Origin of the sequence: Clostridium acidisoli DSM 12555 (assembly GCF_900176305.1) — a bacterium.
In the GTDB taxonomy this organism is placed as follows: domain Bacteria; phylum Bacillota; class Clostridia; order Clostridiales; family Clostridiaceae; genus Clostridium_I; species Clostridium_I acidisoli.
Genome location: NZ_FWXH01000002.1, coordinates 36,872 through 58,914, shown reverse-complemented (window position 1 = coordinate 58,914; position 22,043 = coordinate 36,872). Strand labels below are relative to the sequence as shown.

General features: G+C 29.2%; 23 protein-coding genes. 4 read left to right on the top strand and 19 right to left on the bottom strand.

Going from position 1 to position 22,043, the window contains the following annotated elements; translation table 11 throughout:
- Positions 1–124 precede the first annotated feature (124 nt).
- From B8978_RS00290 to B8978_RS00280, 3 genes are all read right to left on the bottom strand, one after another.
- A complete protein-coding gene (locus B8978_RS00290) occupies positions 125–658 on the bottom strand; it encodes a GNAT family N-acetyltransferase (protein ID WP_084113285.1) in 534 nt (177 codons plus the stop codon).
- Between the two features lie 37 nt (positions 659–695).
- Entirely contained in the window at positions 696–2,333 is a 1,638-nt protein-coding gene (gene abc-f, locus B8978_RS00285) for a ribosomal protection-like ABC-F family protein (protein WP_084113284.1), read from the bottom strand.
- Positions 2,334–2,633: 300 nt separating this feature from the next.
- On the bottom strand, positions 2,634–4,067 hold the full coding sequence (locus B8978_RS00280) for an APC family permease (protein ID WP_084113283.1): 1,434 nt from the start codon (positions 4,065–4,067) through the stop codon (positions 2,634–2,636).
- Between the two features lie 339 nt (positions 4,068–4,406).
- Between B8978_RS00280 and B8978_RS20310 the strand changes: the two genes are divergently transcribed.
- Positions 4,407–4,532, top strand: a complete 126-nt coding sequence (locus tag B8978_RS20310) for a hypothetical protein (protein WP_278326456.1) — start codon at positions 4,407–4,409, stop codon at positions 4,530–4,532.
- Positions 4,533–4,610: 78 nt separating this feature from the next.
- On the opposite strand, the gene htpG is transcribed toward B8978_RS20310, so the two are convergent.
- The 5 genes from htpG to B8978_RS00255 form a co-directional block, all read right to left on the bottom strand.
- On the bottom strand, positions 4,611–6,485 hold the full coding sequence (gene htpG / locus B8978_RS00275) for a molecular chaperone HtpG (RefSeq protein ID WP_084114383.1): 1,875 nt from the start codon (positions 6,483–6,485) through the stop codon (positions 4,611–4,613).
- Between the two features lie 265 nt (positions 6,486–6,750).
- On the bottom strand, positions 6,751–7,947 hold the full coding sequence (locus B8978_RS00270; protein WP_084113282.1) for a nuclear transport factor 2 family protein: 1,197 nt from the start codon (positions 7,945–7,947) through the stop codon (positions 6,751–6,753).
- A 442-nt stretch (positions 7,948–8,389) separates the two neighbouring features.
- On the bottom strand, positions 8,390–9,106 hold the full coding sequence (locus B8978_RS00265) for an ABC transporter permease (protein WP_084113281.1): 717 nt from the start codon (positions 9,104–9,106) through the stop codon (positions 8,390–8,392).
- On the bottom strand, positions 9,106–9,945 hold the full coding sequence (locus B8978_RS00260; protein WP_084113280.1) for an ABC transporter ATP-binding protein: 840 nt from the start codon (positions 9,943–9,945) through the stop codon (positions 9,106–9,108). Before B8978_RS00260 ends, B8978_RS00265 begins: the two co-directional genes overlap by 1 nt.
- The gene (locus tag B8978_RS00255; RefSeq protein WP_084113279.1) at positions 9,923–10,741 is read right to left on the bottom strand and encodes a MerR family transcriptional regulator; all 819 of its coding nucleotides are present in this window, start codon (positions 10,739–10,741) and stop codon (positions 9,923–9,925) included. Before B8978_RS00255 ends, B8978_RS00260 begins: the two co-directional genes overlap by 23 nt.
- A 239-nt stretch (positions 10,742–10,980) precedes the next feature.
- Between B8978_RS00255 and B8978_RS00250 the strand changes: the two genes are divergently transcribed.
- Positions 10,981–12,339: an MATE family efflux transporter gene (locus B8978_RS00250; RefSeq protein WP_084113278.1), complete on the top strand. Its 1,359-nt coding sequence runs from the start codon at positions 10,981–10,983 to the stop codon at positions 12,337–12,339.
- A 154-nt stretch (positions 12,340–12,493) separates the two neighbouring features.
- Here B8978_RS00250 and B8978_RS00245 read toward each other — a convergent pair whose 3' ends face one another.
- Entirely contained in the window at positions 12,494–13,075 is a 582-nt protein-coding gene (locus B8978_RS00245; protein WP_084113277.1) for a 5' nucleotidase, NT5C type, read from the bottom strand.
- Between the two features lie 224 nt (positions 13,076–13,299).
- Here B8978_RS00245 and B8978_RS00240 point away from each other — a divergent pair, with 224 nt between their 5' ends.
- Entirely contained in the window at positions 13,300–13,971 is a 672-nt protein-coding gene (locus tag B8978_RS00240; RefSeq protein ID WP_084113276.1) for a YczE/YyaS/YitT family protein, read from the top strand.
- Here B8978_RS00240 and B8978_RS00235 read toward each other — a convergent pair.
- The 5 genes from B8978_RS00235 to B8978_RS20105 all read right to left on the bottom strand — a co-directional run bounded on the left by B8978_RS00235 (position 13,968) and on the right by B8978_RS20105 (position 17,581).
- The gene (locus B8978_RS00235) at positions 13,968–15,110 is read right to left on the bottom strand and encodes an MFS transporter (protein ID WP_084113275.1); all 1,143 of its coding nucleotides are present in this window, start codon (positions 15,108–15,110) and stop codon (positions 13,968–13,970) included. The two genes, B8978_RS00240 and B8978_RS00235, sit on opposite strands and share 4 nt — an antisense overlap.
- 186 nt (positions 15,111–15,296) lie before the next feature.
- Positions 15,297–16,328 carry an ArsR/SmtB family transcription factor gene (locus B8978_RS00230; RefSeq protein WP_084113274.1) on the bottom strand — a complete coding sequence of 344 codons (1,032 nt, stop codon included), beginning with the start codon at positions 16,326–16,328 and terminating at the stop codon, positions 15,297–15,299.
- 13 nt (positions 16,329–16,341) lie between these two features.
- Entirely contained in the window at positions 16,342–16,611 is a 270-nt protein-coding gene (locus B8978_RS00225; protein ID WP_084113273.1) for an acylphosphatase, read from the bottom strand.
- A gap of 44 nt (positions 16,612–16,655) precedes the next feature.
- Positions 16,656–16,946, bottom strand: a complete 291-nt coding sequence (locus B8978_RS20110; protein ID WP_242950440.1) for a hypothetical protein — start codon at positions 16,944–16,946, stop codon at positions 16,656–16,658.
- Positions 16,947–17,047: 101 nt separating this feature from the next.
- A complete protein-coding gene (locus tag B8978_RS20105; protein ID WP_242950439.1) occupies positions 17,048–17,581 on the bottom strand; it encodes a GNAT family N-acetyltransferase in 534 nt (177 codons plus the stop codon).
- 215 nt (positions 17,582–17,796) lie between these two features.
- Here B8978_RS20105 and B8978_RS00215 point away from each other — a divergent pair, with 215 nt between their 5' ends.
- A complete protein-coding gene (locus B8978_RS00215) occupies positions 17,797–18,426 on the top strand; it encodes a hypothetical protein (RefSeq protein WP_139795932.1) in 630 nt (209 codons plus the stop codon).
- Between the two features lie 32 nt (positions 18,427–18,458).
- On the opposite strand, the gene B8978_RS00210 is transcribed toward B8978_RS00215, so the two are convergent.
- The 5 genes from B8978_RS00210 to B8978_RS00190 all read right to left on the bottom strand — a co-directional run bounded on the left by B8978_RS00210 (position 18,459) and on the right by B8978_RS00190 (position 22,017).
- Positions 18,459–18,755, bottom strand: a complete 297-nt coding sequence (locus B8978_RS00210) for a hypothetical protein (protein WP_084113272.1) — start codon at positions 18,753–18,755, stop codon at positions 18,459–18,461.
- Positions 18,756–18,868: 113 nt separating this feature from the next.
- Positions 18,869–19,498, bottom strand: a complete 630-nt coding sequence (locus tag B8978_RS00205) for a hypothetical protein (RefSeq protein WP_084113271.1) — start codon at positions 19,496–19,498, stop codon at positions 18,869–18,871.
- Between the two features lie 310 nt (positions 19,499–19,808).
- Entirely contained in the window at positions 19,809–20,000 is a 192-nt protein-coding gene (locus B8978_RS00200) for a helix-turn-helix transcriptional regulator (protein ID WP_341435422.1), read from the bottom strand.
- 203 nt (positions 20,001–20,203) lie between these two features.
- Complete coding sequence (locus tag B8978_RS00195; protein WP_084113270.1) at positions 20,204–21,022, bottom strand: ABC transporter ATP-binding protein; 819 nt, start codon at positions 21,020–21,022, stop codon at positions 20,204–20,206.
- A complete protein-coding gene (locus tag B8978_RS00190; protein ID WP_084113269.1) occupies positions 20,998–22,017 on the bottom strand; it encodes an ABC transporter permease in 1,020 nt (339 codons plus the stop codon). The genes B8978_RS00195 and B8978_RS00190 overlap by 25 nt, the downstream gene beginning before the upstream one ends.
- Positions 22,018–22,043 lie beyond the last annotated feature (26 nt).

Sequence of the window (22,043 nt, the reverse complement as noted above, 5' to 3'; positions counted from 1 at the left end):
CACCCGCGGTGGTGTACCCCTTTTCATGCTTTTCTAAATTCACATAAAAGTTACGTATCGCTCCATTTTAAATTTTCTTATCATCAAAATTAGTTCTGTTACCATTCATATTAAATTAGTTTAATTATAACACAAGTTTATTTTTTAATGTAATCCAATATCGCTGAGTTAATATTGCATCATTAGGAGCTTTAACTTCATTTTCCAATATTCCACCACAAGATAATATTGTCCTTGCAGAAGCAATATTATCAGCATCACAAGTAAGTAAAACTTTTTCCATTGCCAATTTTCTACATTCCTCTAATGCAATTTTCAGCATTTCCTTAGCATAACCTTTCCTTCGTTCGTTTTTTCTTACGCTATATCCAATATGTCCTCCGTAATTATATAAATATTCATTCAAAGTATGCCTTATATTTATCATCCCAACTAATTTATTATCTTCTTCCCTGATTGCTAAAAACACGTTTGCAGTTACTTCAGTGTGTTTTGTACTTTCTTTTTCGTTATCTAATACAAATTTAATCCATTCTTCACAAACATCATATTTTGCCAAGTATGATGTACCATCCAAACTGTCACCATTCTCTATAAATTCGTTTTTGTATTCTAAAATCTGTTGTTTGTATTCAATAGCTGGTCTTAAAAATTTCATTTAATATTCCCCCCAAATTTTTCATAACAACCTAAGTTTACCTCTTAAGGTCCTTTAACTCTTGTAAAACAAGCGTGTACTCTTTATCTAATTCCTTAATATTATCGTTTTTTCTTGGCATAGATATCTTTCCTATAATTTCTGCTAGTTTATTTTCAAGAACTATTATTTTCTGCTCAAGGTCCTTTCTATCATCTTTTAAATGTTTCTTATTTTCTATATAACTTTCATAATTTCCTGCATAACTTATCAATTTATTATCCTCTAACACAATTATATTTGTGGCTAACTTATTTATAAACCTTAAATCATGGGATACAAAAATCAAATTTCCTTTAAATTCTAGCAATACCTTTTCTACTGCTTCCATAGAATATATATCTAAATAGTTTGTTGGTTCATCTAATATAAGTAAATTTATATCACTTAATATGATTTTAGCAAAAGAAACTTTTACTCTTTCCCCTCCACTAAGTTTTAAAACTTTTTTGTAAACCTCTTCTCTCTTAAATAGAAGCCTAGATAGAGTTATCCTTGAAAAACTCTCATCATAAATACTACTTTCCATTATATTTTCGATAATAGTTTTATTTTCGTCAAGTATAGAAAAATCCTGACTGAAATAACCTATCTTTAAATTTTTTGAAACCTTTATTCCCTGTTCTTTATTTATGATCATTTTTATTAGCGTAGTTTTTCCAGAACCGTTATTACCTACTATTGCTGTTCTTGTTTTATTGTATATTTTAAAATCGCCATATTCAAAAAGCTTATTCTTACCGAAGCCTTTATTAATATTTTCTCCTTCAATTAATATTTTGTTATAAATACCATTGGATTCTTTTAAATCTATTTTTATTTTTTCTGTATTTTTAGGTTTTTCTTTGACCTGTAGTCTATCAAGCCTTGATATTATGGCTTTTTTAGATTTATCTAGGGAAGCCTTTGCCTTTTGATTTCCCATTTTATGAAGTCTTGCTTCTGAATTACCCATTCTTTTAGGTGCGTTTCTCACTACCTTAGATTTGCCTTCTATATCTAAAACAGCTTTTTGTAATTTGTTTTTTTCTTTAATATATTCACTGTATTCAAATTCTTCCCTCTCCAATTTAGCTTTTTTAAGCTTAATAAAGTTACTATAATTGCCTTTGTATGTTGTCACAGTTCCATTGTCTACTTCCATTATGACATTACAGCAATTATCCAGAAGTTCTCTATCATGAGATACCATCATAATAGCTCCCTTAAATCTTTTAATCATATCTTGAAATTTTTGAATACTTAATATATCTAAATTAGCTGTGGGTTCATCTGCAAATAAAACATTTATGTCTTTACTAAAAGCTTGAGCAATTTTAAATTTATTTTTCTCCCCACCACTCAAAAATTCTTTTTTCTTTCCACTTAAATTAAATTCTTTTATAAATTTTTCATCTATAAAATCCTCTTTTGCCTGGTCTAATTGTGTAATATAAGCATACGAACCATAGATCTTTATGTTACCTTCCTCTGGAATAACTTTATTTGTAATTATATCTAACAAAGTGCTTTTCCCTACACCATTTAAACCTACAATACCTATTCTATCTTCACTATAAATCTTTAGTTTATCAATCTGTAAAAGTAACCTATCTCCATAATATTTTTTTAAATTGTTAATTTCTAAAATAACCAAAAAAAATCCACTCCTTTTTTCAGAGAGGATTATACACCAAAAATGTCCACAATTATCAAACCATAACATCATAACTAAACCTGTATGAATAGGCTGCTTTAAAATCATAAAAAGGTATAATAATCCTCTGAGAACTTTTTATATATCACAAAAAAACTTTAAAATTTAAATTGTTAAATTGTGATTAAGTCTTCTAATAAGGATTATATTCTCATTTCTTCTATATACCTTTACCTTTCATAAAATAATGAACCCACCATGATTATACAAAAATATCTTTATATAATCAACTAAAATTTGTTATAAAATTTCTTCAACATTACTATCACCTTCAATATATTTATCTACCTCAGCCAAAGCTGACTTTCTAAAGAACATAAAATATAATGCAAAACCTACAAATATTAGTGCAACTGTTAGAAGTGTAGTAGTATGAAAATCCTTTGGAATTGTAAGTACACAAAGCTCAAATACAAGCCATATTGTGGCAAGAATAAATACTGGTTTTGCTGCTTTATCTAGATTAAAACAACCTTTTTTTATTTCAACATTTTTTCGTGCCAAACCATAGCAAACTATAGTAGTAAGATAAATTGTTCCCGGAAGTACAGATGTAACCCCCACAAGAGTAGTTAATGAATTAGAAAACAATGTGGCAACTATGCCTAAAACTAATATTAATATTGTTGCGCAATAAGGAGATGCGGTTTTAGCTGAAACCTTACAAAACACTTTACTCGCAAAAAATACGTTGTCTCTTGACATAGCATATATTAATCTTGCACCTGAGGTCATAATAACCGTACTACACGCAAAAATAGATATGCTTACTATAATTAGAAATATCTTTCCAACAACAGGTCCAAGGTTTGATTGCAAAATATATGGAATTGGATTACCTGAGGCAGTAGTTTTGGCTAAGTCACTAATTGCAAAAGTAACCGCAATAAGAAATAACATGCCAAAAATTCCGGATATAGTTATAGAGCTTATTACTGCTTTTGGTACAGTTTTTTCAGCATTTACAGTTTCCTCGCTTAGATTAGCAGAAGTTTCAAAACCAACTAAAGTGAAAGCTCCCAATAATAAACTCATGATAAACGGTTGCACATAACTTATTCCATGTCCTGTGTTGCCTGTAGTAAAAAGTATAGTAGGATTATTTCCGTTTTTAAATGCAACCACTATGAGAACTACTGTTAAAACTAATATGCCTACACTTTCTGTAAATACTGCAGCATTATTAATCAAGGTAGCCAGTTTTACTCCAACAATATTAAGTGTTGCCTGAATAATCAAAGTAACAATTACTATAACTGAAATCTGTGTAGGTGAACCAATAATCCCAACTAATGATGCAATTATTGGTGCAAGTCCCCAATCAACTGTTGGAACTAAAAGCACTAAAAGGCAAAAGCATCCCCATCCAGTTATCCATCCCATCATCGGTGTTGATAGTCTTTTTATCCATTGATATGAATAGCCCGAAATAGGAATTACCCCAGAAAGTTCAGCAAAAATCAAACCTACAAGTATCTGACCAACTGCAGTTATTATCCACGACCAAATTCCAGCTGGTCCTGCAGTTGTTAGCAAAAATTGATAATTTGTAAATATGCCTGTGGTAATGGAAATAAAAGAAAAGGCTACTGCAAAAGAACTAAATAGTTTTAAATTTCTTTTGAGTTCCTGTTTATAACCCGAACTCTCTGTTAAAATTTCACTTTCTTTCATAATAAACACCACCTCAATTACTTTAAGTAAATACTATCATTATTTGTTAATAAAATCAATATAATTTTATCAATTTAATATTTTTTAATTGTTTTTATTATTAATATTTCAAAACCACAACTTCCATACGAAGTCAGTCCCATTTGTTGTGAAAAGCATAATGTATAGTTAAACAGGTGTCAGGTTTACTTTTTATATAATTAACATAATCTTAATTATGTTAATTATATGACATTCCTGCTCTTGTAGACGAATTTTGATAATTAGTAAATATATCTGTGGTAAGTGAATAATTGCATTTTGTCCGGTAATCATATCAATGAAAGGAAGTGTTTTATTATGTCACATGCTACAGGAAAAAAAGGAACTCGAAAACAAGCTATGAAAAGTTCAAAGCCAGAAGTTGTTCATAATGATGAAATGAAGAAACATAAAACAGAAAAACTAACAAGAGGTGAAAGGTAGTCAGTTTTAAATAATTATAATCAGACATACCAAAAGGTGACTTAAATTTATCAAGTCACCTTTTCAGAAATATATGTTTTATTTAATTAAGTTGCATACATCATTTGCAAATTGTACTGGATCATCTATAGAAAGTCCTTCGATTAACAATGCTTGATTATATAAAACGTTTGAAAGCATTTTTAATTTATCTTTATCTTCTGCAAATGCCTGTTTGATTGCAGCAAACATCTCGTGATTTGTGTTTATTTCTAGAATTTTATCAGCCTTAACATTTTGATTGTCAGGCATCATTTTAAGCACTTTTTCCATTTCAATTGATAGTTCACCTTCATTAGAAAGACAAACTGGATGATTTTTTAATCTTTTTGATACTCGAACATCTTTAACTTTACCATTTAAGGTTTCTTTCATAAATTCAAATAAATCTTTATTTTCTTCTGTTTCTTTTTGATTTTCTTTTTCGTCAACTTCAAATCCTAAATCTCCACTAGATGCAGATTTGAACTCTTTTTCCTTGTATTTTGTTAGCATTTTAATTGCAAATTCATCAATGTCATCAGTAAAGTATAATATTTCAAAACCTTTATCTTTAATAAGTTCAGTCTGTGGTAATTTTTCAAGTTTTTCTATACTTTCACCTGTTGCATAATATATGAATTTTTGTTCTTCCTTCATACGAGAAATATATTCATCAAGACTTACAAGTTTTTTCTCTGTAGAAGAGTAGAACAATAACAAATCTTGAATGTCTTCTTTATTACTTCCAAAGTCAGAATAAACACCATATTTAAGCTGTCTTCCAAAGCTCTTATAAAATTCATCATATTTTTCTCTGTCATTCTTAAGCATTGAAAGAAGCTCACTCTTTATTTTACCCTTTATGTTTTTTGCAATGATTTTTAATTGTCTATCATGCTGCAAAAGTTCTCTTGAAATATTAAGAGAAAGATCTGCTGAATCAACTAAACCCTGTACAAAACTAAAATAATCTGGTAATAAATCTGCACATTTTTCCATTATCAATACACCATTTGAATAAAGTTCTAATCCCTTTTGAAACTCTTTTGTGTAAAAATCATAAGGTGCATTAGCTGGAATGAAAAGTATAGTATTATAACTTGTAATTCCTTCAACACTTGCATGAATTGCTTTAAGAGGTTTTTCATAGCCAAAATGCTTATCCATATAAAATTGATCATAATCCTCAGGTTTTAATTCATTTTTATTTTTTCTCCAAATTGGTACCATACTATTTAAAATTTCATCTTCAAAATAATCTTCATAATCTTTTTCACTGCCCTCTTTTAGCTTGCTTTTCTTTACAAGCATTTTAATTGGGTATTTTATAAAATCAGAATATTTCTTTATTAAAGATTTTAATTTATATTCATCTAAATATTCATCATATTTTTCATCATCAGTGTTTTCTTTAATTTTTAATATAATTTCAGTTCCTACTGCTTCTTTTTCAGTGTTTTCAATTTCATAACCTTCTGCACCTTTAGATTCCCATTTATATGCCTGTTCTGAATTAACAGCACGACTTTTTACAATAATAGAATCTGACACCATAAATGCTGAATAAAATCCAACTCCAAATTGGCCTATAATATCTACGCCTTCTTTTGCTTCATTTTCATTTTTAAATGCGAATGAACCACTTTTTGCAATAGTACCTAAGTTGTTTTCAAGTTCTTCTTTTGTCATACCTATTCCGTTGTCAGTAATGGTAAGAGTTCTATTCTCTTTATCTGGTGTAATTCTAATATAGAAATCATCTTTGTTAAAACTAATATTTGTATCTGTAAGTGAACGATAATAATTTTTATCAATTGCATCACTTGCATTTGATATAAGTTCTCTCAAAAATATTTCCTTATTTGTGTAAATTGAATGAATCATTAAGTCAAGTAATCTTTTGGACTCTGCCTTGAATTCTTTTGTTGCCATTTTATCATTTCCTTTCAATATAAAATAAAACCTCACCATTCATTGTAGGTGAGGTTATTTTAACATTAGATAGTCGTTCCTCTTACTTCTTCCATCTACAACAAATGCTTTTTAGCTTTTTTTATAAAACCATTACTTTTGTTAGCACTCGCAGTAAATGAGTGCTAACTTTATTTTAGCAATTATTGCTTATTTGTCAATATAGTTTTTGTTAATTATTTATGTTTAATGAAAATTTCTAGCTAAATCTTTAAATTTCATCATATTACAATAGCTTTGCTGCGTCAGTCTTCTCCTCTAATATATAGTAAAAAGGAAGAGAAAATTGAAGATATTTAAATACCCATTTGCCGTTTTCTCTACTTAAGGCTGCTTCAAACCTAAAAGGCCAAACATAATCCTCACCTTTAGCAGTTTCCTTGAAAACACCAGCAATGCTTCTTCTTATCCTGAAAAGCTTCTCTCTATCCTCTATATCATTGATAAATATACTTTTAATTGTATTTATAGTGTTTTCCAGGCTTTCCTTTTCAGAAATTGATTTTTTCATGGTTCCGTGTGTGACTATCCATACTAAATTTTCATTTGAACTAACCAAACAATTTTTATAGTCTAATTCAATTTCATCATAGCAGGCTCTATGGTTTTCTATGAACTCCTCAATTCCTTTTTTATTTGTATAAATGCAGTTATCTGCATTCAAAATTAAAGGATTGTTAACATCAAAATATTTACTAGCTATAATGCCTACTTCTTTACTTTTATCTAAATATTCATTATTAAAGTTTTGTAAAACTCTTAATATTTCCTCTCTATATGAGCATTTGATTTTTTCATAATACTCTTCAATTTGCTTAGTTTCTTCATTAAAATCATCTAAAGCATCACTATAATTATCAATTCTAACTTCTGGCAAATACCCAGCAACAGGAAACGAAAATTGCATATGCTTTATGATCCATCTAGCATCTTTTTTAATTAGCACAAAAGAAATACGCAAATCCCATAAATACTCCCTTTGAATAGTGTCCCTTTGTGTTAGTAAATGACTTAACGTCCAATTTATTTCAGATAACTTAATTTTGTCAGTTTTTTTGTTATCATCAGAATCTTCATTAAAGTAATCTTTTATATATCCTAAATAACGTGTATAAGTTTCACTTTTACTATTAAAAGAATATTTTACAGTACCAGGTGTATAAATTAAAGCAGTATTTCCAAACTCCATTATATTAGCTTTGTCAGAATTAATTCTAACATCCCCCCAATCTTCCCAATCACTTAAAAATAAGTCCTTTATCTCATCATAACCTAAACACCATTCTCCACTGCTTGTACCAACTGCCACAACATCCTCATCTTTATCAAATAGTTTTCCCATAAAAGCATCTATTTTCTTACAATCTCTTTCTACATAACCCTGTTGAAATATATGTAATACTTCAATTAATTCTTTTTTCATATACGTATTCTCCCTTCATCTATAGCCTTATTCACTAGGCATAAAGGTTCTTACTTCTCTATATAATCTAAAAAACTGTAATAAAGCACAGAGCCCTATTACAGTCTAAAATGTTTTACATAACAAAATAAATATACATTAAATAAAATGTAAAACAAAAACTTCTATTTTAGTCCTGTAAGTTTGAAAGTCTCTACTTGCAAATTATAAAGAAGTACAACAAATAAACCTAATTCATTAGGCATTTAAAACTTCTTTTAATATTAATTTTCACTTTGAAAATCAACTAGCAAATAGTAATAATCATCTTACAGCACACCTCCAATATATTTACAAATTTTATTATATACATTTATTAGCATAAAGTCAATGATTTGGATTTTTTTATATTATGTGTTTATCAAGTTTAAAATAGATTATTATATTACAAAGTACTACTTTTTTATTCTAAAATAATTTTTGACAGTTTATATCCACTGATACAAATTGATAACATTATTATAATAACAAGTGGAATTAAAAGTTTGGCATCAAAAATGTCACTTGTCATGAGTTTAAAAGCCCATGTTGCAGGAAAAATCTTGCCTACATTTTGAAGTACATTAGGTAGCATTGTTACAGGAAACATAATACCAGCTAACATAATTGAAGGTAGAAACACAAGCTGTGCTACCATTGTTAGCTTTGATGTGCTGTTAATAATTAGTCCAAGTACCATACCCACTGCTAAGCTAGTTATTATAAAAATTACAAGAGACAAAAAATATATATATAAATTTGAAGGCATTTTTGCATGAAAGGCTATTGGAGATATAAAAAATATAACAAGACTTATTATAATAAGGTGAACAAAAGCAGAGATAAAGTTATTGAGTGCTGCTACCCATATAGGTATGCCACCAACCTTATATGACTTCTTTATTTCGCTTCCATACACCAAAGCAAGTGGCGTTGGTGATCCTAAAATAGCTCCCATTGTTACACCAAATACCGTCATAGATTGAATCAATGTTTCCTTGGCGTGAGGGTTGATTGATGTAAAAATACCACCCATAAAAGTAAAGAAAACAAGCGGTACTACATAATAAGTTATTAGCATTCCTTTATTTCTAAGATCAAGTTTCCACTGCAAAACTACTCCGTATAAAAATGCATTCATTATTTTTCCTCCTTTACTATATCCATGAATCTTTGTTCAAGTGTTGCTCTCTCAACTTTTACATCAATAACTGTGTTTTGTGCCTTCTTGCAGCTCTCGAGCACTTCAAGTAAGGTCTCACCAATATTTTCAGAAGTAAATACTGAATATCCTTGCTCATAGTCAGTTTTCTCTAATGTTCTTTCAGTTTTGATGTAAATTTTACATTGATCTCCCATTCTACTTGTCAGTTCACCTGTCGTTCCAATAAATGCAATTTTGCCTTCTTTTAATATAGCTATCCTATCACATAAACTTTCAACTTCAGCCATATCATGACTTGCTAAAATGATTGTTTTTCCACTGCATTTCAGTTTATGGATTTGCTGGTGAAGTGCAACTCTACCCTGTACATCAAGTCCTGCAGTTGGTTCATCAAGAAAAATAATATCTGGATTGCCTATTAGCGCAAGTGCAAGATGCAGACGTCTTTTTTGCCCTGTAGACATTTGACAATATTGTTTATCTTTTATTCCAGACAATCCAAGACCTTCAAAAATTGATAAATCCACCTTTGATTTATTCCACTTACAAAACAGAATATAGACTTCAATCACTTTTATATTAGCTGGAAGAGAGGACGACTGAAGTTGTACCCCAAAGCTACCATTAATCAAAATTTTTCCACTGTCGTATTTTTTAATGTTCTCGATACACTCAAGTGTGGTGGTTTTGCCCGCTCCATTTGTGCCTAGAAGAGCAAAGATTTCACCTTTGTTTACCTGAAAGGATATTCCTTTTATAACATTTTTCTGTCCATAATTTTTAATAAGATTTTCAACTTTTATTGCTAAGCTCATTAAACTCCTCCTCTGAAAATGTACTTTTTACACCACTGTTTTTAAAATATATTTCCAGTGCCTTTCCTATAAACTCATCAGCTATTAGCTGTTTATTCTTCATTTCTTGTGTCCATGCCTGTTTATTGTTGTTAAATTTCATAAGTTCTGGCAACATACTCATATCACCACCCGTGAAATCCATCACTAATGACCACCACTGCTTTGCAAGCTCTTGACCTTTATTACCTTCTGGTGTTTCCTTCTGATTTTTAAGTAGGACGACTTCATCACACATACTTTTCCATTTTTGAAAGATTGACATACCAAATTCAGGTCTTTCTCCAAACCTATCTCTAATGTGTGTCATAAGTTTATTGTCAAAATATTTAATAACCCAATACCCATCATTTTTTTGGCGAAGTAATGCTATTATATCAGCATACTTATTAAAATCCACTTCATGAATAACTAATACCTCATCTCTTAAAGACTGCACTGCAGACAAAGCTTCGCTTAATTTTTCAATTTGAGATTTAAGAGCCTCCTCCTTAGAATTCAATGCTTCTACAACATCATCAGGGTTATCAATGCAAATCAGCTTGTTCTTGATATCTTCTAAAGAAAATCCCAAATATTTAAGAGATAAAATTTGATGAAGTTGTACCATATCTTTTTTTGTATAAAGGCGCCTACCACCTTCGCTTCTGTGAGATGGTTTGAGCAATCCTTCTTTATCGTAATATTGTAGGGTCCGTACTGTTGTATCCATTAATTTTGCAAGCTCTCCTACTGTCAATAATTCTTTATTTTTCATGTGCCTTACCCCCTTACTAAAATTATACAATATTACGTAACGTCACGAACAAGAGTTTTTTACAAAAATGAAAACATGGATAATCTATGTAAAAACAGACTATATTATTATGAATACTCACAAAATTATAATAAACCTTAACATAAAGTTAATTTTAAGTGTTAATATATAATCGGTACAATTGATAACTATAAATTAAAATTATCTAAACATTTAATATATGGGGGGAATGGACTTTTATGACAAGAGACATAACAAAGGGAAATCCAGCTAAAGTTATTATTTATTTCACAATACCGTTACTTATAGGCAACATTTTTCAGCAGTTTTATAGCATGGCAGATACTCTCATTGTAGGACGTACAATTGGTGTAAACGCTTTAGCAGCAGTTGGATGTACTGGAAGTATTACCTTTCTTATATTAGGTTTTGCACAAGGATTAACTTCTGGATTTTCCATACTCACTGCACAGTGTTTTGGAGCTGGAGATAGGCAAGGTGTACGGCATAGTTATGTGGCAAGCATTATACTAAGCATATTAGTTACAATAATACTCACTATTGTAAGTGTTATTTTCGCACGGCCAATTTTAGAAATGATGCATACACCAAAAGAAATTATAGCAGATGCTTATAATTTTATAATTATAATTTTTTGGGGTATTATAGTTTCAATGTTATTTAACTTATTCTCTAATGTTTTAAGAGCTTTAGGTAACAGTAAAACACCGCTTATATTCCTAGTTATTGCTAGTATTTTAAATATTATTTTAGATTTTGTTTTTATTTTAAAATTTTCTATGGGGGTTGCAGGTGCTGCTTATGCCACTACAATATCCCAAGGTATTTCCGCCATATTATGTTTTGTGTACATTATAAAAAAGATGCCAATTTTGAATCTACACAGAGAGGATTGGCATTTGACAAAAAAAATTTTATTGGATCATTTAAAATTGGGTCTTCCTATGGGTTTCCAAGCTTCTATTATTGCTATGGGTACAATAATTCTTCAATTTGAACTAAATAATTTAGGTGAAGTGTCCGTAGCCGCATATACCGCAGCACAAAAAATTGATATATTAGCTATTCAACCTATGATGTCTTTTGGTATTACAATGGCCACATTTGTAGCTCAAAACTATGGTGCCAATAAAATTGAAAGAATCCGTGTTGGCATAAAACAATGCAGTATTATATCAGTAGTATTTAGTATCGCTGTTGGTGCCTTTAATATTTTAGCAGGTCACTCCCTAATAGAGCTTTTTGTAGGCCACAATCAACCACAAGTGGTATCTCTTGCTCAAGTTTATTTAAACATCAATGGCTCAATGTATTTTATATTAGCCCTGCTTTTCATTTACAGATATAGCCTTCAAGGTCTAGGCCAAAGTTTTGCACCAACTGTAGCTGGTATTATGGAGTTATTTATGCGAACTTTTGCAGCTATTATTTTATCAAAGTATTTAGGTTTTGCAGGTGTGTCCCTTGCAAATCCATTAGCATGGATTGGTTCATGTATACCCTTAGGCATTGCTTACTATTTCACAGCAAAAAAACTTTACGCATTCAATAAACCAATTTCTATAACAGAAAAGTAGTCTTCTTAGTTTAAGTGGCAATAGTATAATATGTTTTGGGACGCAAAAAATAGTATCCTTAAGTTGAGATACTAGCATAAATTTTTATAATAAAAACTATTCGGTTGACCTTTACTATTAATTGATAAAAGGAATTATATCTATAGCTTTTTAGCTATAGAGCTTTTTCATTCACTTGCATTTCTTTTATTGTTTCGTGTATTTCATTCCAGCTGTACACTTTAATTATATTTTTATTTAAAGGTTTCCTGTTGTAATTAGTATCTATAAGTAGCACTTTAAAACCACTTTCTGATAGCTGCAAAGCATTTGCATAAGAGTCTTCTATAAACACATCACATTTCAGCTTTTTAGCCATTTCTACTTTATAACTAGTGCCTAAAACAAAAACATCATCATATGGAATATTCTTTTTCTTTAAATATGAGTAAGTAATAATTTTCAAATCTTCATCTCTTGCAGTAACAAAATATATATTATTTAACTTTATTAACTCCTCTATTGTTTCCTTAGCATTTTCTCTTAAACTTATCTGCTCATTGTGCATTTCTAACTTATTTTTGCTATAAAAATCGTTGTACTCTTCTCTGGTTATTCCCATAACTTTATCAATTTCATACTCTGTTACTTCATCAATAGTTATGTTCTTGTTGAAATACTTATTAGCGATATCTAACCAAAAGTATGGATTCGTAATTGTTCCATCGATATCGATACATATATTAAGATTTTTCACTTTTAACACCTCTCTTTTTTATTAGTATATTACACTACTGTTAAGTTGGTATTAAAATTAAGTAAATTTCATTTGTTCTAAGGTTTACATTTCTATTAGTTTACATAATATTATTTATGTAAATAAGAATGCCATGAGCAAAATAATCAATTCTGTATATAACCCTATATTTTCAAATATATATGATATAATATAAATAAAAAAATTGGATGGTGTCATAAAATATGAAAGAGGATAGAAACATATGGTTAACTTTATTACTTAAAATGCCCTCTTTATTTTTGGGATTCTTTCTGTTCGCTGTAGCAATGCTCTTAGCACTATATTCAAATCTTGGAATGAGCCCCTGGGATGTTTTCCATATGGGTATAGTTAATCATTCACTTTTTTCTTTGGGCCGCACAGCACAAATTGTAGGTTTCTGTGTAATAGCCTTATCAATTTTTCTTGGAGTTATCCCTGGCATTGGAAGCATATTTAACATGATTTTTATTGGAGTTTTTGTTGACTTACTTAATAATACTGGAATATTCAAAACACCCGAAAGCATGCTAGGCAAAATGTTAATGCTTTTATCAGCCATTGTAATTATGGGTATTGCTACATATTTTTATTTGCAAGTTGAACTTGGAGCTGGTCCAAGAGATGGCTTAATGGAAGGACTTGTGATAAAGCTAAATAAACCGGTTTGGCTCATAAGGGCATCTATAGAAATTACTGTTTTAATAATAGGTTTTTTTATGGGTGGACCCGTTGGAATTGGAACCCTCCTTCTTGCAATAACAATTGGACCTTCTGTGCAATTTGCATTTAAAATAGGAAAATATGATTCTAAAAAAGCTCAACATATGGATTTGATAGATCTATATAGAAATATTAGGGGCATAAATAATTAATTATTCCTCTTAATCAATATTATACCTAATACCGAAAGTATAATCGGTATTAGCTGTAGTTGCCATTCTGAAATTCTGCCTATTAAAAATCCTGTAAGCGTTGGCCCTACGAAAAACCCTAAAAAAGTTAGGGTTTGAAGTATTCCATTTGCACTACCCCTGTTATTTTTCTGTACAATTTTGTTTACTGCTGAGGGTATTCCTGATGTAAGAATCATAAATCCAGAAAAGATAAGTATTACCCCGACGGTATTAAAGTAAACAGTTTTAATGACAATACTCGCTGAACCTATTGCTAAAACTACAAAGGCCAACATACTTACCTGCTTAAAATGACCATTGTCAGCTCTACTTGAAGCAAAAATCATAAATATAATTCCACATAATACACCTGGTGTAAATACCATCCACATATTACCTGCACCAATTGTTTTATCTAAAAAAGTCGGTACTAAAAAAAACATTTCAGACATTACGTAATTAAAAATAAATCCACAAACACTAAGTCTTATTAATTGTTTATCCTTAAGAAGTTCAAAAATGCCAGTACTTTTTTCTGCATCTTCAATTTTTCTATCTTCTTTAAGAAATAGCAATATAAAAAACCACGCGCATAACAAAATAAAGGCACATCCTAAAAACATATTTTTTAAGGAAATAGCTTTATAAAGAATCGGTCCTATTCCAAAGGCTGCAACTGCCCCTATTGCTACAATGGTACCTGCGATTCCCATAGCCCTGCTTTTTTTATCGTCGTCAATAACATCTCCAAGCCAGGAATAAGCTATTGCCATTATTGCCCCACTACCTTGAAGAGCTCTAGCTAATATAAATATATAGATATTAGAAGTAACATAACTTAATAAAAACCCTAAAATAAGCTGAAGTAGACCTATTAATATTATTGGTTTTCTTCCCTTTCTATCGCTAATAATTCCATATGGAATCTGAAAAATAGCATTGGTCAATCCATATATTCCAAGTGCAAGTCCACATAGAAAAATAGTGTTTCCTTTTAGTGTTAATCCATAAATACGAATAAAAGGATTTAGCATAGTCATTGATAATTCTCTCATTCCTAGGACAAGTCCCATTGCAATTAAAAAAATTAGTTCTTCTTTATTAAATTCTTTTCTCATAAATATTACTCCATTCAATTAATTTTATATCTAATTAGATCAATATCTAATTAGATATAAAAAGTATACTCTTCTTAAGATTAATTAGCAATATAGTTTAATCCTCCATGGTACTTAAAAAATATTTAATTTCATAAAAATGAAGAAAGTACATATGTTTTGTCTCCAAAATCAATGTACTTTCTCCTATTTATTATAAAAATAATTTTGTAAATTTTTTATAAGTTCATCTATTTCCTCAACATTTGCACTGTAATATTTAGTGTTTTTATCTCTTATCTCTGTTATAAGATTAAAGGATCTTAACAAATCAATGTGATGAGAAATTGTGGCACCAGTGAGTTTAAGTCTATTAGAAAGAATTGTGCCTGAACATGGCTGAAATATAAGAAGCCTTAAAATTTCAAGTCGTGTTTTATCTGAAATTATTTTTAATTCTGAACTCAACTTTTCACCTGTTTTTTTTCTTATTACTGCATTTTCTTTCCTTATATCATATAAAAACAACCTTGCATATTTATTAAAAGCCATTACATAATGAGGATTAATAAAATAAGAAGGTATAAAAATATATTCACGAATTTCAGAATTTTCATCTACAGTCTTGTTCATAATGTAATTTGCAAGGTGAATTGGTGTATGTTTTTTTAGCTTATTATCCATATCCTTTAGTGCCTCTTCATAATCTCTACTCAAAGCATCAAACTTCTTTTCAAACAATGGACTTACTACTTCAGAAATTAATTTTATTAGATTTAGCTTAAATTTCTTAGTATCATTTATAATACACTCGTATAGTTCCCTACTTCCTCTATATAGCCAAGGCATATTATCTATAAATTTTTCAAACTCTTCTTTATCTTCTCTTATTTTGTTTATTTTTTCAATGTCAATTTGTCCACCAGTAAGTATGTATATAAACTGTATATCTTCATAATTCAAAATTTTTTCAGAAAGAAATTTTATATCATTAAAAACCCTAATGTCTAAGATTATTTCAAAAAATTCAATTCCCTGATATGGCAGTTTAGAAATTAATCTTAGCATTTCTGTACTACTTAAAGAAAGTTTTGAATATGTTTCATCTATCCACGTTTTTATGTATTCATGATGTTTTCTATCTGCTAAGATGTTAATCACTGCTACTACTTCGGCCGTCTTTGAAATAACATTAGTTATTTTTATTTCTTTTATGTTTTGCTTCATATCAATAGGCATCTTGTCACCTCTTCTATTTTATTTTAAAACCTCTTTCATTATCTACAATTGAAATTTTTTTAATAGCCATTTCTTCTACTCTTACAAATCTATTTCCTTTTCTTATTTGTGATAAAAATTCATTAATAACCTTAATTTCCCCTTGTACTTCCATTCTAACTGTACCATCATCACAATTTTTTACTAGTCCAGTTATATTATAAGTGCTTGCTGTATATTGTGCAAAATATCTAAAACCTACCCCTTGAACTCTTCCGCATACCTTTATTAAAAATCTTTCCATAAGACACACTCCAATCTACTCTTTAAAATGTACTCTAATGTTTTTTATCCAGAGAACCTCATTAGTAATATGGCTTTATCATTTACAAATGGATTATCGTCACCCATAAGCAACATAACTTGGTTTTTTTGTATTTTAAAATTATGGTTTGAAATTAAATATCTGCACATATCTGTGTTATAAGTATTGCAATCTATTGATATACTTTCATAATTTATATTGTTAGCATAGTTTATACACTTATATAAAATTGAATCCATAGCTGTATTATAATCTGCAGCAGCATCTATTATAACTAATCTTATATGCAAATTTTTTGTGGTAGCTCCCCTCATTGGTTTTGTGTGGCATATTACAATTCCATGAATTTTGTTATTATCTTTTAATGTGAATACAATCCCAAAGTTTTTATATTTTATTAAGTTAAGCTCCGAGGTTAAATCAAATCATTAAATATTTTATTAGACATTTCTCTTAAGCTATTTTTTAAGTGTAAATAATTTGTCTCTTTACTTATATCTAATTGTTCCAAATTGTAGCTACTAGGACCTTCTAAAACTTTAAGAGAATTGATATGCTTCACTAAATTTAATGAAAGTTTATGCGGAGTAAAGCCAAGACTCATATAAAATCCAACATTGTATTGTGATTCAGGCATGGTATTAAGTCCAATGGTAGAAACTTTCTGATCCTCTTTTAAAATTTTTATTGTTTCCACTATTAAAGCTTTTCCAATTCCTTTTCCTTGGAATTTAGGGTGAACTCCAAAGGAACCAAACCATCCAAAAGAACCACATTGATGTATAAAATTATAGCCAACCACTTTATCATTAATTTCGTATACAATGCTTAAATTTTGTCTTATATAGCCTTCAATTCCTTCAGTTGATCTTTTATCATCAGCTTTAAAGCACATTTTATCTATTTCCTGTATTTCACTTATGTCTTTAAATTCCATAGTTCTTATCATACTAACCCTCCATTTGATAATTTTGTTATGACATAATTAAAGTGTAAATCACTAAGTATGAAGTTTCAATAAAAACATATAATTATAAAATAGAAACATTAAAAGTTTTTTATAAATATAGTTTTTACACAAATTAATTTAGGACAAGCAATTTTATATACTAGAGAGCATATAATTAAACCACCTAAGGTATTTATATATGGAGGATAAATTATATGATATTAACTGATAGAGATAAAGACATATTAAGATTTATAGAATATTATAAATCCTCAACAATAAATCAAATTGCAAAAATTTTTTATACTAATAACAAAGAAAGATATCAAATGGCAAGAAAAAGGCTTAAATTATTGTACGAAAATAAGTTTATTAAAAGATATAGAGAAAATAATCGTAGTAATTGTATTTATTATATTAATAAAAGACTTTCAACGGATAGTTTGAAATTATTAGATATATATGCTGAACTAGTTAATGAAGGCATTGAAATAAAATACTTTAAAAAAGAATTTATTGTTAGTACTAGAGAAAATAATTACAGAATCGATGCACTTATTGAATGTAGCTATAATAATAAATTTTATCCAATATTTGTAGAAGTTGATTATTATCATTACAGTGGTCTTAAAAGATTTGAATCTATATTTAAAACTGGGTTTATGCAGTCTAAGTATAAAGAATATGGCAACGATATATTTCCTACCGTTGTCATAATTAGACCTACACTTCCCATTAAACAAGTTAAAAGCGATTTGTTTAATGTAACTTATTTAGATTTTTCTTTAAAGGATTTTAAAGATAAAATTTTTGGTGCATCTCCTTTGTTAGATAACTGTAAATAAAAAACATGATAATGTTAATAAACAATACTTTTTTAATCCACTGTTTGAGCATCTATAATAATGGGACTATTCTCATTTTGTAGCACATTATAGTTTATTCTAATATAGGAATGTTCTGAATTTCTATCATGCATATAAATATCATGTGAAGCTTGGAGTAATCCCCTGATTCCTGCATAATTAGCATTAGTGTTTAGTAGTATATAAGTATTTATAATTGTAGTTGCTATTTCTCCCACCATGATAAATTCATCAAAACTGATTTCTACATCAGTATTATCTCTTACAATTGGTGGTGCTATAACTTTTCCTGCTAAAGTCCATGTCATTTTAATCCCTCCATCTTATTTAAAATAGAGTATGATAACAATTTTATAACATGATATATTTTATTAATAACTGTTATCATACTCTTAAGCTACAACATAAAAAATACTATAAACTAATAGGTTACAGTAGACAAATCAAATAAATCAAAATTATAATTTATTTCAAATTTACCAGTACTAATATTTTCTCCTAAAGTTATAGTTAGATAACTTTGACCTTCAAAATTTATTCTAGTAAGGGGTGACAAGGAAGCCGCATCAAAAAACTCCTGTTCTATGGCATAATCACATATAGCAACATATATTGAAGGCATTATTGCAAAATTCAATTTGTTGTCTGGTCTTATATCAGCCGAAAAAAGTGGCTTTGAATCTTTTAAAACAACAGCCTGCACTCGTGAATCTGTTACATTGTAAACACTCATAGTATTGTCTACAGGTGGCCTTAAATCAGATCGTTCTATATCAATACCTTCAGAATTGTTAAAAATGTCATATCTTTGATTATAATCAACATCTACTAATTTTGTTTTATAAATTCCATCACTTTCTTCAACTCTACCTTGTGCTTGAATTTTTAAAGGTAAAACTGTATAGAATTGTGCTCCTGGAGCAATATAGCCTTTTTCCCATGCACCTACTTTATAATTTTTAACATTTAAATTTATATCTTGCTGATATAAAGTAAAAAATTCTGTATCTCCAAGATTACTAATCACACGAATATTTAAATCTGTAGCCATTATATCTCCTCCAAATATTATTAAATTTTATAATTTTGTTAGTTTAAATACTTAATGTACAAAAACTACAAAATTATAAGTATTCTCTATTTCTATATTAGTTTATGAAATTCAACATAACCTGTGACAAATACTTATTAAATATACTCTGAACGCTACTCTCAAAATAACAATATACAGTACAAATTAAGTTCTAAAAGTGTTGATTTTAACTGCTTAATTGACAGTCTATATACTAGTTATATTTAAAACAAAAATGGGTTTTCCTGATGCTAATTATTTATATACAACAGAGCATATCATGGAAGACTCAAATATTATCCATAAACCATATATCATTTACTGTTTTATTAAGTTTTTTAGATATTTGTAATGCTTTTTGTAAAGTTGGTGTTGAAATTCCACTCTCCCATTTTGAATAAGTTTGAAGCGGAACACTTAAAAATTTTGAGAACTCTGTTTTGCTATCTATTAAGTATTCTTTTAGTCGTATTTTTTTCAAGTTATTTTTTATTTTAATATCTATCACCTCTTACATTTACTAGAATTTTTAAAATAGAAAATCAATTAAGCATCCCTTTATATTTAGACAATAAAAAAAGCGAATCCTTTACGATTCGCTTTCTATGAGTAATCTCCATTTAAAAAAACATTGGCTAGAAACATTTCTTTAAATTAAATGTTTCTACTCTCATATTCAACTAACTATATATAATATTCCAATGATTTTGGTGCACTTGCAAGATTAAGTTTTTCAAGAATTTCTGTACGCAGATGTAGAAAGTTTTCATCGCTTCTTGATCTAGGTCTTGAAAGTTTTACATCTACGATTTCTTCAATTTTTCCAGGGCGAGGTGACATTACGACTATACGGTCACTTAAATATATAGCTTCATCAACATCGTGAGTAACCAATACCATTGTTGTTCCTCTATCCCTCCATAATTCAAGTAATTTATTTTGCAAATCTATTCTAGTGAAGGCATCTAAGGCACCTAAAGGTTCATCTAAAAGAAGTACTTTAGGATTGTTAATTAATGCTCTAACTAGTGATGCTCTTTGTGCCATACCACCAGAAACCTGATGTGGATATGATTTTTCAAAGCCCTGTAGTCCTGCAATCTTTATATAATGTGATACTTTGTCTTTTTGTTCCTTATACACTTTTCTTGCTTTTAAACCGGCGGAAATGTTATTCTCTATAGTTTCCCATGGGAATAAATTTGCTTGTTGAAAAACATATCCCCTTTCATAATTTGTTCCTTTTATAGCCTCATTATCAAGTAGCACTTCACCTTCTTGGGGTTTGTCAAGGCCTGCAATAAGCCTCATCAATGTAGTTTTTCCACAACCTGAAGGTCCTATAAATGAAACAAATTCACTTGGATTTATTTCAAGATTTATATTCTGAAGTGCTTCAACTTCACTGCCATTTGCATCTATATATTTTCTGCTTATATTCTTAATAGTAATTGATCCTGCTTTAATATTTTCAGATGTCATTTTAACAACCCCTTTTGCCATATTAATACTCTATCCCTTATTCTAAATAAAATAGCCATTATAATGGAGAATACAATTGCCATTATAATAAGAGATGCATAAACCTTTGCATAGTTTGACCAACCTTTTGCCCAGTTAATATACCACCCAAGCCCTGCTTTAGCGCCTATCATTTCTGATACAATAAGTGTTGCAAAAGCTATACTTACTCCTGTATAAATTCCTGAAAATATTGATGGCATAGCACCAGGAATAGCTATTTTAAATATTAAGAAATTTTCTTTTGCGCCTAGTGTTCTCGCAGCTTCAAAATATGATTTATGAATATTTCCTATACCTGTGGATGTCATGAAAGCTACTGGGAACCATACACAAAGCACAATTAAAAATACTTCAGCATAAAAACTTGAAGGAAATATAAACATTGCTACTGGAATCCATGCAGTTGCTGGTATTATTCCTATTGCCTTAATAACTGGAAATAACCAATAATACCACTGCTGATACCAGCCAATCAAAACTCCTGTAACAAGTCCTATAATTGTTCCAATTGCAAATCCTAGAAAAAGAAGTCTTAATGAATAGGCTGTACTTATTATTAGTGTTTGGTAATCTTCAAAAATACTTTGAAATATCTGTGCAATGCTAGGGAAAAACGGTAGTGGGAGTAAATTTAATTTGTCTGTTAAAATGTCCCACACAGCTATAACTATACCTATTGCAAAATATAATTTTGCTTTATAATAAACTTTTTTCTTAATGTCTTTATTAAAAGATGACAATATATAAGTTCCAATAAAAAATATAATTAAAAATGATAAGAATATTTGATATGGTTTCAAATTTACTGACTGTTCTTGAGGAATAAAAATGCTAACGCCAAGAACTAATACATAAGAAACTATCTGCAGTATTGGCCAAGCTGTAAACTTTTTATTTATGGTAACTTGTTTACCTTTATTCTTAAGACTTATAGGTTCTATATTGCTTTGTATACTTTTATCCGATAAACTCACGTTTAATCACACCCCTTAAAAATACT